This is a genomic window from Streptomyces sp. A0958 (assembly GCF_004795035.1).
In the GTDB taxonomy this organism is placed as follows: domain Bacteria; phylum Actinomycetota; class Actinomycetes; order Streptomycetales; family Streptomycetaceae; genus Streptomyces.
The window spans coordinates 88657-99928 of the sequence record NZ_SSBK01000006.1 but is presented as its reverse complement, the minus strand read 5'-3'; the positions used below and the strand labels follow the sequence as shown (position 1 = coordinate 99928).

Genomic DNA, 11272 nt, shown 5'->3' with positions numbered 1-11272 from the left:
GGTGTCCGGTCATGGCTTCACCGTCCAGCGTTCGCGCGGGGCCGAAGCGCTCTGGGTGATCTTGATCCCGGCGAAGCCGGGCAGCACGGACGGCGCCCGGCCCGTGACGGTGACCGTGGCGCGCTCCTGCGTACTGCCCGCCGTCGAGACACGGGGAGCGAGCAGCGAGTCGCCGGCCACCCGGGTCAGTACGGCCCGGGCACGGCCGGCCCCCGCCGCGTCGGTGGACTGGTACGCGGTGGCGGCCTGGACGCCCTCGCGGGCCGCGGTGAGCGCGATCTGCTTGGCGTAGTACGCCACACACGCCTGCACGATCATCATCGTGAGCAGGATGACGACCGGCAGGATGATCGCCATCTCGATGGAGGCGTCGCCCCCGTCCCGCTGCCGCCGGCCGAGGAGCCCACGGTTCGGCCACGGCCAGGAGCGGCCCCCCGGTGCCGGGGAGCCGCTCGCCGGGCCGGCGGACCTCGGGTTCACAGCCCGGAGAGCTGGGCCGAGTACTTGCTGTACAGCGTGCCGCCGATGATGGTGGCGATCCCGGCCGCGACCGCGATGACGGCGACCCAGATGATGATGGTGGAGATGCTGACGTCGCCCCGGTCCGGACGTTCGCGCGCCTCCTTCAGCCGGGCGGCCAGGACGTCGAGCACCACTATCAGCGGGGTGATCTCGCGGATTCTGATCTTCATGTCGGTCTTCTTCCGTTTCTCTGGGGGCTTCGGCGTGACGGCTGGTGGTCAGCCGGTCAGGATGCGGATGACGGCGGGGAACCCGATGAGCAGCATCATCAGGACCGCGAGCAGCGCGCCGGGCGCGGTCATCTGCTCGCTGGCGGCGTTGGCCTCCTCCGCGTCCTTGCTCATCAGCTCGGTGCGCAGGGACTTCGCGCGGGCCCGCAGGGTGGTGTAGACGGCGGCCCCGTCGTGTGCGGAGAGGCGCATGATGTCGGCGACGTCTTCGAGTACGGGCAACCGGAGTTCGACGCTGAGCGACTTGAGGGTGTCCCACGGGGCGACCTTGTCGATGCGGGCCTGCAGCAAGGCGTCCTGGAGGCGCCGGAACGCCCAGCCGCGACCGATCGAGGCCGCCCGCTCCAGCGCTTCGCTCGGCCCGGCGTCCCCGGCCCGTTCCAGGGCGACCAGGTCCAGGTAGGCGGCGATCGCCTGCCGGAACTCGTCCCGGGCCCGCCGCGCGGTGTCGCGCAGAGCCAGGTCCGGGGCGAACCACAGCAACACGGCCAGCCCCAGGCACACCACGCCGGGAACGAGGACCGGCGGGGTGAGGCCCAGCACCGCCCAGATCGTGAAGAAGAAGGCGGGCAGCAGCAGCCCCGTCAGCGCGAGGGTGGTCTTGGTGAGCATGAACTTCGCCGGGCTCTGGCCGACGAGGGCGAGGTCGGTGTACGGGACGCGTACGCCCGGTACCCGCAGCAGTTTCTGGTGCAGCCACGCACCCCACCGTTCGTCCTGCGTCAGTGCGTCGCGGTCCTCGGGCAGCGGCCCCGCCTCGTGGAGCCGGTGCAAGGTCCCGGCGAGGTCGGGCTGAGGGCGGACCACGGCCCGTACGAACAGGGCCAGTCCGCCGCCGACGGCGGCCCCGCTGATGACGGCGAGGGGAGAGATGTTCATCGCGCCTCCGGCAGGGGAACCCGGCTGCGCCGGTCGGCTTCGAGGAAGCGCGGGGTGGGCCGGTAGGAGGCCAGGGAGTGCATCCAGGCGAGCGTGCCGCCGAAACCGAGCAGCAGGAGCGTCAGGACCAGTTGCCCGAGGAAGGTGCCGTAGGGGGCGACGTAGTCGGTGCTGAAGGCGCCCACGCCCACCACTCCGAGCGTCATGAACGTCATCCACCGCACCGTCGTACGGGGCTTGGCCCGGTCGGCCTCGATCTGCCTGCGCTGGCGGACCTCCTCGCGTACGGAGTCGGCGAGGTCGGTGAGCGAGGCGGCCAGGCCGGGGCCCCGCTCCGAGCTGCGCAGGATCAGGGCGGCGGCGATCTTGTCGGCGGTCGCGTCGCCGAGCGTGTCGGCGAAGGCGCGCAGGGCGTCCTCGGGACGCCAGCCCGACAGCATCCGGGCGGACAGTTCGGCGATCTCGTCCTTCAGCACGGCCGGGGCCGTCTTGCGACTGGTGATGATGGCCTGTTCCAGGCCGGTGCCGAGGAGCAGTACGTCGGAGAGCCGGCGGGTCCACTCCGCGAGCGCGTCGAGCTGCTCGATGCGGATCTGCGTCGCCTTCGCCGGCGAGAGCAGCCAGGGCAGGCCCACCACGAGAGCCACCGTGAGGGGCCAGAGCGCGAACCAGCCGGTGACGATCCACAGCACCAGGCCGAACGCGGCGGCCACCGCCGCCCTGGCCCGGGCGCGGGCGCGGAGTCTCGCCTCCGCCTGGTTGCCGCTCGCGGCGGCCCGCCACCGGGAGAGCGGGCCGGGCGTCCTGGGGGCCGAGGTGCCGATGACGCCGGCGGCCAGGGCCACCAGGCCACCACTGAGGGCGAGGCCCGCGAACAGGCCGATGAGCAGGTGTGTCATGCCGCCATCACCTTCAGCTCCAGCGGCGTCTGCCACGAGCCGAGCGGCAGGTCGAGGAGGTGGCCGGGGAAGCCGACCCGCATCAGGTCGGGCAGGCAGCCGGGGTGCATGAGCGGCACGGCACGGGGTTCGCCCTTCTCCGGCCGCGGGCCGAACACCGTGTTGGTGGCGGGCCGGCCGTTCTCGCCGGTGCCCGTGACCTCCTGGACGTGGGAGACGAACCGGTGGCGACGGCCGCCGATCGCGGTCTCGTCGATCATCTTCACGAAGACGATGAAGTTGATCCCGTTGGCGGCCTGCTTGTAGGCGAGCGACTCCGTCATGTTGCCGCCGTACTCCATGTACAACTCGGCGATCCGGTCGAAGACCATGTGCGGTTCGCGTGCGTGCAGGGTGCACAGGGAGCCGCCCTCGCCGTTGGTCATCACCCGCAGCATGGGGACGACCTCGGGGCCGCGGACCTCTCCGACGACCATCCGCGACAGGGTCATGCGCAGGGCGGGGTAGATCAGGTCGCCGACGGTGATCTCGCCGACGCTGTGCCCGTCCACCCGCTCGCCGTTCCCCTCGCGGGACTCCATGGGGACGATCTGCCGGTGGTGCCCGTTCTCGTGGAGGAAGAGTTCGAACTCCGTCTCCATGGTGCCGATGCGCTCGTCCGGCGGGATCTCGCGGGCCATCGCCCGAAGCAGGCTGGTCTTCCCCACGCCCTGGGTGCCGACGATCATCACGTTCTTCTTGGCGCGGATCAGCGCTCCGAGGAACGCCGCGAGGGTGGTGTCGATGGAGCCGAGCTCGACCAGCCCCATCAGGTCGATGTCACGGACGCGGTGGCGCCGCACGGTGACGTAGGTGCGCGGCGTGACCTCGGTGATGGCCTGGAGCCGCGATCCGTCCTCCAGCCGCAGCGCCAGGAACGGGCTCGACGTGGACAAGGTCCGCTCGCTCTGCCCGTTGCGGCGCGCCAGGTCACGCAGCAGCTCGCGCAGGTCCTCGTCCGACTCGGCCACGGGGGGCACGGGGACCCGCCGGGCGTCGCCGTAGTCGACCCACACCTCGTCGTGCCCGTTGACCAGGATGTTCTCGATCCTGGGGTCGTCGAGGTACTTCTGCAGGCGTCCCGCGCGGAACAGCAGGTCGTACACGGCCTCGGCGAGCCTGCGGTCGTCGGCGGGGCTGGTGGCGATGCCCCGCTCGATCGCCGAGGCGTCGGACCAGACCGCCACCGTCTCGTTGATGAGCGCCCGCCCGCGCTGCTGCTGGGCGGCGACGCTCATGCCGGGGGAGCGCTTGATCTCCTCGGTCAGGCGGTCGGCGACCGTCTTCTTCAGACGGGTGGCCACCGCGTAGTCGATGTCCTCCTGCGCCCTGGGCTCGGGCGCCCCGGGGGCGGGCAGGCCCTGCCGCCTGGGCGGGGTCTGCGCCGGCTTCGCCTGCCGGGGCGGTGTCCCGGCCGGGGCGACCACGTGCTGCGACACCCGCACCGAGGGGTCGGGATGGAGCGGCCTACCGTACATCGCTGTGCTCCCCCGGCATCAGACGGGCGCGTCGCCCGGCGATCAACTCCTGTACGCGGACGGCCCCGCCGCGAGCGGACCGCAGCAGGTCCGACCGTGCGAACCGGCGGCCTCCGTCGCGTCCGTCGGACAGCACGGAGGCAGCCTGCGGCGAGTGCGGCAGGGACATCACCACCGGTGACCCGAGCTGCTTGGACACCTCGTGCGCGGTGTAGGGCCCGGAGTCGACGATGACGACTCCGAGCGCGTCGGCCCCGGTTCCCGACTCCTGAAGGTCGTTGCGCAGCGCCGTGATCCGCGGCAGCGCGGCGTGGATGCCGCGCAGGGTGGGGCGTACGACCATGAGGACCGCGTCCGCCTTGCGGGCCAGGACGGCGGAGGGGCCGAACGCGCCGCTGCGGCCGAGGTCGACCACGACGTCGTGCGAGATCGAGCTCTGCTCGATGCCGGCGAACATCGCGGCGAGCCTGTCCCAGGTGTAGGCGAGGCTGGAGGCCTGTGCCGGATCGGTGAGACCGGGCAGCAGCAGGCGGTCCGTGCCCTCGTCGGACAGGTCGATCAGCTGCCGCCAGAACACCTCGCTGAGCTGTCCCTGACGGTCGGCTACGGCGATGTTGCGCAGCCCGTACGGTCCCGGGGTCCGTCCGGCCAGCGCTCCGGCCAGTACGGCCCCGCCGTCGGGGTCGCACTCGGCGAGGATGACCCGCCGCCCCGGCTCCAACGGCCAGGTCAGCAGCAGGGCGAGCGCTGTGGTGGTGGCGCCGGGTGCCCCGGGGCACCCGGCTATCGCGACGACCGTCATCAGCCGGACGCCTTCTTCGGCTGGACGACGAGGGCGATGTCACCGGAGGCGGCTCGGGCGGCCAGCACCGCGCCGTCTGTCGCGGCGACGGCGACGTCCACGGTCAGGTTGCCGCTGGAGTCCGGCTCGCCGACCCGTATGACCTCGGCGGGCAGGGTCTTCGGTATCTCGTCCTGCTTCTTCCCGTCCGCGTCCGCGTTCGCGGCGGCGTCGGGGGTGGAGACGACGAGGACGCTGCGGCCGGGCGAGAGCGGGGTGGTGGGAAGCTGCCCGGGCTTCAGGCGCAGGCCCACCAGCTGCTGGTTCTCGGCGAGCAGGGGCTTGTCGGTGACGGACCCGCCGGTCACCAGGGAGCCCGCCATCAGGTCGGTGGCGGCCCGCTTGCCGATGATCTCGTCCCTGTCCGCGGCGGCGACCGGCTTGAGCGCCGGATCGAGGCCGACCGAGACGACGGCCAGGTCCCGTTCGGTGACGACCGAGCCGTAGGGGACCTCCTTGGCCACCATCAGCACGGGCGTGCGCTCGCCGCTGTTGAGCACGGTGAACGCGCCCGCGAGACCGCCGGCCGCGATCAGCGCGACGGACAGTCCGATCAGGGCCGGCCTGCGACGCCGGGTCGCCAGCGTGCGTGGTGGCGTGGGCGGGGTGAGGCCCGACGACGCCGCCTGGGCGGCGGCCGGTGCGGTCCCGGTGGTGCTCACGTGGATATGTCCTTCCCCAAAGTGCGACGGCCTGCGGTGTCAGTCGCCAACGACCTGGACCTCGCCGATCCGGGCGGTGGTCCCGGAGCTGCGGGTGGTGGTGAGGTCGCCCGACTGGCCGCCGCCCTCCCAGTGCACGTTCCAGGTGGTGGTGGCGGTGATGGTGAACTTCTGGCCGTTCTGCCGTGCGCTGGTGGTGCGGTACGTGTGACCGCAGTCCGGCGACTTCTTCTTGCCGTAGGTCTTCTGGTACGGGGTCCCCGCCGAGGTGCACGTCACGCTCGTGCCGTCTCCCATGTGCCAGACGATGTTCTTGGCGCGGGCGGTTGCGGTGACGGTCAGCCCGGGCACGGACGCGCTCGCGGTGTTCGGTCCCCAGGTGTCCGCGGCGACCTCGGTCCACATCCACACGGGCATTCCGACGACGCCGGTGCTGCCCGGCTGGGGGGCCATGCCGATGTCGGGTCCGCGCAAGGTCATCTTGTCCATGGCCTGCTGGGCGAGCACGGCGGGATCGACCTGGCCGCCCGGCGACTCCGCCAGCCATACGAGCCCCTGGATGATGGGGCCCGCGTCGCCATTCGCGATGCTCGCGGGCGGACACGACTTCATGTAGATGGCGCCGTCACCCGGTTTGTGGCCCCCCCAGTAATCGGAACTCGCGTCGGGCTGGGGGTCGGCCAGCTTGTAGTAGCAGCCGCCGGAGAACGTGCCCCACATGGCGTGCTGGCAGGGGACTTCCTGGCCGCCGATCTCGCAGGTGGTGCTCTTGTCCGAGGAGCCCCCCGTCGAGCCGCCCGAGGTGCCGCCGCCGCCACCGCCACCGCCGGTTCCGGTTCCGGTGCCGGCACCCACGCAGATGTCGAGACCGCAGTCCTCGACGCCGCCGGTGGGCCGGGGGGTGGGGTCGGCGGCGGCAGGCCCGGCGGTGACGAGCATGGCGCTGAACGCCATGCCGCACAGCAGGAGGGACAGACGTGTCCGCTTCAGCATGACCGCCCCTTGTCCCTGCTGAGGTCCGTGACCATCCACTGGGCCTTCTTGCCGAACACCTCGACCCGGTACGTCATGACGTACCGGCGGGGCTGCCCCTTCGTGGAGACGTCCTTGCCGGTGCTCTTGTTCACGGGCTTCCAGCCGGTGGTGTCGAGACACTCCTCCACGGTGGCGCTGTCGGGGTCGCCCTTCAGGTTGACCGCCGTGACGGTGAAGGAGCTCTTGGGGCTTCCCCTGAAGACCAGGCCGAGTTGCTCGTACTGGAAGAGCTGGTTGTTGATGCTGGCCAGCGCCTTGTCCGTGGCGTAGTGCGTGAGCTCGGTGTCGGTGACCTTGCCCGGGTCCGTGTGCGCCTTCGTCTCCTCCTCGCGCATGCGCCGGACCACATCGGCGACCTGTCCCTTCGCCTTGTCCTCCGCCGAGGCGGAGGGCGAAGCGGACGCCGGCGCACGGGACTTGGCGGTGGGAGCGGCCTTGGTGGGTCCGCTGGAGGAGGAGCACGCCGTCAGACCGCACAGCAGTCCCACGGCCGCCGCCGCGAGGGCGGCGCGGCCTCCCCGGCCCGATCGCTCGCTGCCGCCGTTCACGGCATATGCGATGCGTTGCTGATGCACAGAAACCCCCGATCCTGAACACTTCTTGACCGCCCGTCACCAGCCTAGGACGCCTACTGGCCTGCATGGTTCCCATTTTCCGAACATCGCTTGCCGTGACGTACCTTTCGCCCCGGATCATGCCCAATCGTGAAGCCGATTCATTCGAACTAGGCGTGATAAAAGGCGTGTTGGGCGTGACGCAGCCCTCACTCGCCCTCCTTCCCACCGGCTGCGAGGCGGGTACGGCCGGCGTGGAGCCCGAGCAGATGACGCCGAGCGCGCGCCGCCCCCCGGCCGTCCGGGCCCGGTACGCGGGCCCGCAGGGCGAAGACCTCGTCGCCGAGGCGTGCGGCCTCGTCCGGACCCAGCCGGGCCCATTGCTCCTGGGCCGCCTCGGCCGCCGCAACGGTGTGCGGGTGCGCCGGGCCGAGGGCGGCGAGGCGCAGGTCGGCTAGGTCGCGGAAGCGGGCGTACGCGGTCGCGCCGTCGCCGGAGAGCCCGGTGACCCGGGCCCGTATCTCGAAGGCCGGGTCGGCCCCCACCGGCGTTGCCGCGTCCACGAGTTCGGCGCACAGCCTCAGGGCCTCGGGCCAGTCCCGGGCGTCGACGGCCGCGGTGATGCGGCTCCTGGTGTCCGTCGGTGCCGGCGCCACGGGTTCGGGGGCGGCCGTCTCCGACGCGCGGGCCTCGCTCCCGGTCACCGGCGGCCGTGCGGCCGCCCGCCGTTTTTCCTTGCGTGACCTGGCCTTCTGCTCCGGTGCGGTGAGGACGGCCTCGGTGCCGTCGGGGGAGAGCGCGATGAGCCATTCGGCGCCCTCGGCGTCCGTCAGACGGGTACGGACGGGGCGGCCGATACGGGCCGCGGTGTCGGCGGCGCGGGCGAGAGCCGCGGCGCGGGCGCTCCCGCCCGCCGGGACGGGTACGGGGGAACCGTTGACGGTCGCCGCCCCTTCCGGGGTGAGCAGGACCTCGACCAGGGGCCAGCCGGGGATCTGCCGGGGGTCCGTGTCGGGCACGAGAACTCCTTCGTGGTCGGTCGCGGGCGTGGGCGTCAGGGCCGGTCCGTCGGTGGGGTGGCTGCTTCGACGATGTCGGTCTCCCGTATGCGCCAGGGCGCGTCCTTCCCCGTCCGGGCGAGTGTGAGGTAGGCGTGGAGACGCGGGCCCGGCCCCTTCCATCCGTCGCGGCCGTGCGCTGTGCCGTCGACCGAGACGGCACGGTGGGCGCGGGTGGCGGTGTCCGGTTCCGCGTCCTCGTCCGGATCGGCCAGGGCGGCGTGCGCCTCGGTCCAGGCGCGGTGGGAGGCCCAGGCGTTCCACTGGGCGCCGGGCCCGGAGACGGGGGAGTAGGACTTCGCCAGGTCCGCCTTCTCCGGCGTCAGGTACCGGGCGGCGCGCAGCCTCGCCGCGTGCGGGTGCGCGTCGTACGCGGTGTCGTAACCGTAGGAGAGCTCGGCCCAGGCCAGGGCCACGGCGCCCGCGTCGTGTTCGTCGACCTGCCGCGGACGTGGGACGTGGGCGTCCGCGTCGAGCGGCTGCGAGGAGGCGGCGGGGACCTTCACCAGGGGCGCCGAAGGGCTCGCCGGTGATGTGGGGGCCGCGTCGCCGTCCTTGCTGCGGGCGCATCCCGCGAGCACCAGGGTCACGGCGACCGCGAACGCGACGGCGGTCGTGCGGAGTCGGGTCATGTCAGTTCAGTCCGATCCAGGGGCCGGGGTCGGTGAACTGGCCGCCGTACAGCACCTCGAAGTGCAGGTGCGGCCCGGTGGAGTTACCAGTGTTGCCCGTCGCCGCGATCACCTGTCCCACGCCCACCGTGTCGCCCTTGGACACGCTGAGGGAGAAGAGGTGGTTGTAGGTGCTCTCCACGCTCTTGCCGTCCTGTTGCGGGTGCCGGATGACGATCCTGTTGCCGTAGGCGGAGTTCCAGCCGGCGAAGGTCACCGTGCCGGGGCCCGCGGCGTGCACGGGGGTGCCGAGGCCGACACCGAAGTCGATACCGGTGTGGTAGCCGTAGGCGCTGCTCGGCCGCTTGCCTCCGTACGGAGAGGTGATCAGGGCCTTCTCCCGCAGCGGCGCGGCCAGGCGCTGCCCCGCCGGAACGGCCCCGCTGTCCTCCAGGGCCTTGGTGTACTTGGCGATCAACGCGTTGATGACCTTGACGTAGTTGGGGGTCTCGCCGTTGTCCGGGACGCCCCCGGCCGACAGCACCGCCCCCGCTCCCGCGTTGTAGGAGGCCAGGACGAGGTCGATCAACGGGCCGTGGACCAGGCCCTGTTTGAGGTAGCCGGCCATCAGATCGGCGTGCGAGCAGTCGTAGCGCCCCTGCGCCATGATCGCGTCCCCGGCGTCGAAGGGGTCGGCCTTGCCGTTCCCGTCGTCGTCGCGTCCCCAGGTGGGCCAGGTTCCGGGCATGAACTGGGAGATCCCCTGCGCGCCCGCGGGGCTCTTCGCGTTCGGGTTCCAGCCCGACTCCTGCTCGATCTGGGCGGCGATCAGGGGCGCGGGTATCGCGTCGCACATCGCGCCCGCCTTGAGCACCCAGGGCAGGTAGAGCGCGGGCACCGCACCGGTGTTGAGCTGCCCCGCCGCGGCTTGGTCCGCGTTTCCGCCGCCGAATATGACAACGGGCAGCAGGAAGAACGATCCGAGCAGGCAGGCCACGAATCCCGCCACGCACCCGATGCCTGTACTGGCCGACGACTGCATACGAACCGACGCCCCCGTACGTCCGAATACGTGATCACCGCATGCTCCGCGGCGGACGTCCGGCCGGCCGCGGAGGCGCCTCCGCGGGTTCGCAGAGGCAACGCCGTTGGTGTGCACCCTAGTTCATGTAAGTTCTTTGTTCGGGGGACACTTTTTCGATTCGCATCTATGATCAACCGCGGTGGAGCGATGCGCTCTGCCGCTTACGCCTCGGCGATGTCATCCGCGGAGGCTGGAAACCCGGGGGCTCGGATGCTGCATGACGTCTTGATCGCGGCGGGAGACGCGGTGAGTGCCGCTCCCGCACACCTGGCCGAAGTGGTGAACCCCGGTCAGGGGGTGGAGCCTCCCGGTGCCAACAAGCTGACGGCGATCCTGCAGTGGGTGGCCTGGATCGTCCTGGGTCTGTGCGTCATGGGAGTCCTCGTCGTCGCCGGCCGAATGGCGATCTCCCACCAGCGCGGACAGGGCGGCGAGCACGCCACGGGCCTCGCCTACGTCCTGGGTGCGTGCATCCTGGTCGGCGCCGCCTCGGCCCTGGTCTCCGCGCTGGTGGTCTGAGGCCCAGCGGCCTCGTGCGCGCGTGATCCGGCAGTACCAAGGGGGGGAAGGACCGTGAGCGGTTCCGAGCAGGCAGGCGAAGGATCTTCGGACAAGGAGCGGAGCCCGTTCACCAAGCCGGGTTTCGTCGCCTCTGCCGTGGGGATCGCTCTGATCGCGGTGCTCGGCGGCATCGTCGTGCTGACCGGCGGGTCGGACGAGAAGGACGCGGACGACCCCCCTCCGGTGGCCACCGCCCCCGGCGCGTCGGCCACACCTGCCTCCCCCGCCTCGAAGGCCCCCTCCTCCGCCGCCTCGTCCTGCCCGGCGCCCAAGGACACCGACACCTCCGAAGCGAGCATCCTCGACCTGCGGGCGACCGGGCTGAGCTGGAAGAAGCTCGGCCCCCTCAACCTCCCCCTCTCCCAGCGGTCGGGCCCGGCCGTCACCGAGGGCCAGGTCGCCCGGTGCTTCGCGCACACCCCGCGCGGAGCGGTGCTGGCCCTCGCCAACATCTCCGTCCGCTCCGCCAACGGTGCCGGCTGGCGCGACGTCGTCGAACAGCAGGTGTTCCCGGACGAGGCCAAGGCGGTGTACGAGCAGTCCGTCGCGGCCAACCGCAGCGACTGGACATCCGACTACCCGCCCGAGTTCGGCCTGCCCCAGCTGGCCGGCTACAAGCTGGTCTCCTACTCGGCGGACACCGCGGTCGTGGACTTCGTGTTCCAGACCCCGGGCGGCAAGGTCCTGTCGATGCCTCTGACCGCGCGTTGGCACGGCGGGGACTGGAAGCAGAAGATGGCCCCGGACGGCGGCCAGACCGAACTCGCCGGCGCCAAGGACACCACTGACGGCTACGTCCTGTTTCCGCGGGGGTGATCG

General features: G+C 71.8%; 14 protein-coding genes. 2 read left to right on the top strand and 12 right to left on the bottom strand.

Translation table 11 applies throughout. The annotated features are described in order from the left end of the window. Positions 1 to 9 precede the first annotated feature (9 nt). From E6P78_RS08790 to E6P78_RS08730, 12 genes are all read right to left on the bottom strand, one after another. The gene (locus E6P78_RS08790) at positions 10 to 480 is read right to left on the bottom strand and encodes a TadE/TadG family type IV pilus assembly protein (protein ID WP_346765560.1); all 471 of its coding nucleotides are present in this window, start codon (positions 478 to 480) and stop codon (positions 10 to 12) included. Then, positions 477 to 692: a hypothetical protein gene (locus tag E6P78_RS08785; protein ID WP_136202962.1), complete on the bottom strand. Its 216-nt coding sequence runs from the start codon at positions 690 to 692 to the stop codon at positions 477 to 479. The genes E6P78_RS08790 and E6P78_RS08785 overlap by 4 nt, the downstream gene beginning before the upstream one ends. Before the next feature lie 48 nt (positions 693 to 740). Continuing rightward, complete coding sequence (locus E6P78_RS08780) at positions 741 to 1631, bottom strand: type II secretion system F family protein (protein ID WP_136202961.1); 891 nt, start codon at positions 1629 to 1631, stop codon at positions 741 to 743. Beyond that, positions 1628 to 2530 carry a type II secretion system F family protein gene (locus E6P78_RS08775; protein WP_136202960.1) on the bottom strand — a complete coding sequence of 301 codons (903 nt, stop codon included), beginning with the start codon at positions 2528 to 2530 and terminating at the stop codon, positions 1628 to 1630. The genes E6P78_RS08780 and E6P78_RS08775 overlap by 4 nt, the downstream gene beginning before the upstream one ends. Continuing rightward, entirely contained in the window at positions 2527 to 4047 is a 1521-nt protein-coding gene (locus E6P78_RS08770; RefSeq protein ID WP_136202959.1) for an ATPase, T2SS/T4P/T4SS family, read from the bottom strand. Before E6P78_RS08770 ends, E6P78_RS08775 begins: the two co-directional genes overlap by 4 nt. Continuing rightward, a complete protein-coding gene (locus tag E6P78_RS08765; protein WP_136202958.1) occupies positions 4037 to 4849 on the bottom strand; it encodes a hypothetical protein in 813 nt (270 codons plus the stop codon). Before E6P78_RS08765 ends, E6P78_RS08770 begins: the two co-directional genes overlap by 11 nt. After that, entirely contained in the window at positions 4849 to 5550 is a 702-nt protein-coding gene (locus E6P78_RS08760; RefSeq protein ID WP_136202957.1) for an SAF domain-containing protein, read from the bottom strand. The genes E6P78_RS08765 and E6P78_RS08760 overlap by 1 nt, the downstream gene beginning before the upstream one ends. 39 nt (positions 5551 to 5589) lie before the next feature. Further along, positions 5590 to 6543 carry an ATP/GTP-binding protein gene (locus tag E6P78_RS08755; protein WP_136202956.1) on the bottom strand — a complete coding sequence of 318 codons (954 nt, stop codon included), beginning with the start codon at positions 6541 to 6543 and terminating at the stop codon, positions 5590 to 5592. Next, positions 6537 to 7160, bottom strand: a complete 624-nt coding sequence (locus E6P78_RS32720; protein WP_168712589.1) for a hypothetical protein — start codon at positions 7158 to 7160, stop codon at positions 6537 to 6539. Before E6P78_RS32720 ends, E6P78_RS08755 begins: the two co-directional genes overlap by 7 nt. A 188-nt stretch (positions 7161 to 7348) precedes the next feature. After that, on the bottom strand, positions 7349 to 8158 hold the full coding sequence (locus E6P78_RS08740; RefSeq protein WP_136202953.1) for a hypothetical protein: 810 nt from the start codon (positions 8156 to 8158) through the stop codon (positions 7349 to 7351). 35 nt (positions 8159 to 8193) lie between these two features. Beyond that, positions 8194 to 8829 carry a hypothetical protein gene (locus tag E6P78_RS08735; protein ID WP_136202952.1) on the bottom strand — a complete coding sequence of 212 codons (636 nt, stop codon included), beginning with the start codon at positions 8827 to 8829 and terminating at the stop codon, positions 8194 to 8196. Between the two features lies 1 nt (position 8830). After that, positions 8831 to 9817: a peptidoglycan DD-metalloendopeptidase family protein gene (locus tag E6P78_RS08730; RefSeq protein ID WP_240799112.1), complete on the bottom strand. Its 987-nt coding sequence runs from the start codon at positions 9815 to 9817 to the stop codon at positions 8831 to 8833. 285 nt (positions 9818 to 10102) lie between these two features. Between E6P78_RS08730 and E6P78_RS08725 the strand changes: the two genes are divergently transcribed. Together E6P78_RS08725 and E6P78_RS08720 are read left to right on the top strand one after the other, a co-directional pair. After that, on the top strand, positions 10103 to 10411 hold the full coding sequence (locus E6P78_RS08725; RefSeq protein ID WP_136202950.1) for a hypothetical protein: 309 nt from the start codon (positions 10103 to 10105) through the stop codon (positions 10409 to 10411). Between the two features lie 54 nt (positions 10412 to 10465). After that, positions 10466 to 11269, top strand: a complete 804-nt coding sequence (locus E6P78_RS08720; RefSeq protein ID WP_136202949.1) for a hypothetical protein — start codon at positions 10466 to 10468, stop codon at positions 11267 to 11269. Positions 11270 to 11272: the final 3 nt, after the last annotated feature.

Bases quoted from the DNA above. Each gene is read 5' to 3' on its own strand.
- E6P78_RS08785 (WP_136202962.1), bottom strand. From the start codon at position 692: ATGAAGATCAGAATCCGCGAGATCACCCCGCTGATAGTGGTGCTCGAC.
- E6P78_RS08755 (WP_136202956.1), bottom strand. From the start codon at position 6,543: ATGCTGAAGCGGACACGTCTGTCCCTCCTGCTGTGCGGCATGGCGTTC.
- E6P78_RS08765 (WP_136202958.1), bottom strand. From the start codon at position 4,849: ATGACGGTCGTCGCGATAGCCGGGTGCCCCGGGGCACCCGGCGCCACC.
- E6P78_RS08770 (WP_136202959.1), bottom strand. From the start codon at position 4,047: ATGTACGGTAGGCCGCTCCATCCCGACCCCTCGGTGCGGGTGTCGCAG.
- E6P78_RS08780 (WP_136202961.1), bottom strand. From the start codon at position 1,631: ATGAACATCTCTCCCCTCGCCGTCATCAGCGGGGCCGCCGTCGGCGGC.
- E6P78_RS08725 (WP_136202950.1), top strand. From the start codon at position 10,103: ATGCTGCATGACGTCTTGATCGCGGCGGGAGACGCGGTGAGTGCCGCT.
- E6P78_RS08775 (WP_136202960.1), bottom strand. From the start codon at position 2,530: ATGACACACCTGCTCATCGGCCTGTTCGCGGGCCTCGCCCTCAGTGGT.
- E6P78_RS08735 (WP_136202952.1), bottom strand. From the start codon at position 8,829: ATGACCCGACTCCGCACGACCGCCGTCGCGTTCGCGGTCGCCGTGACC.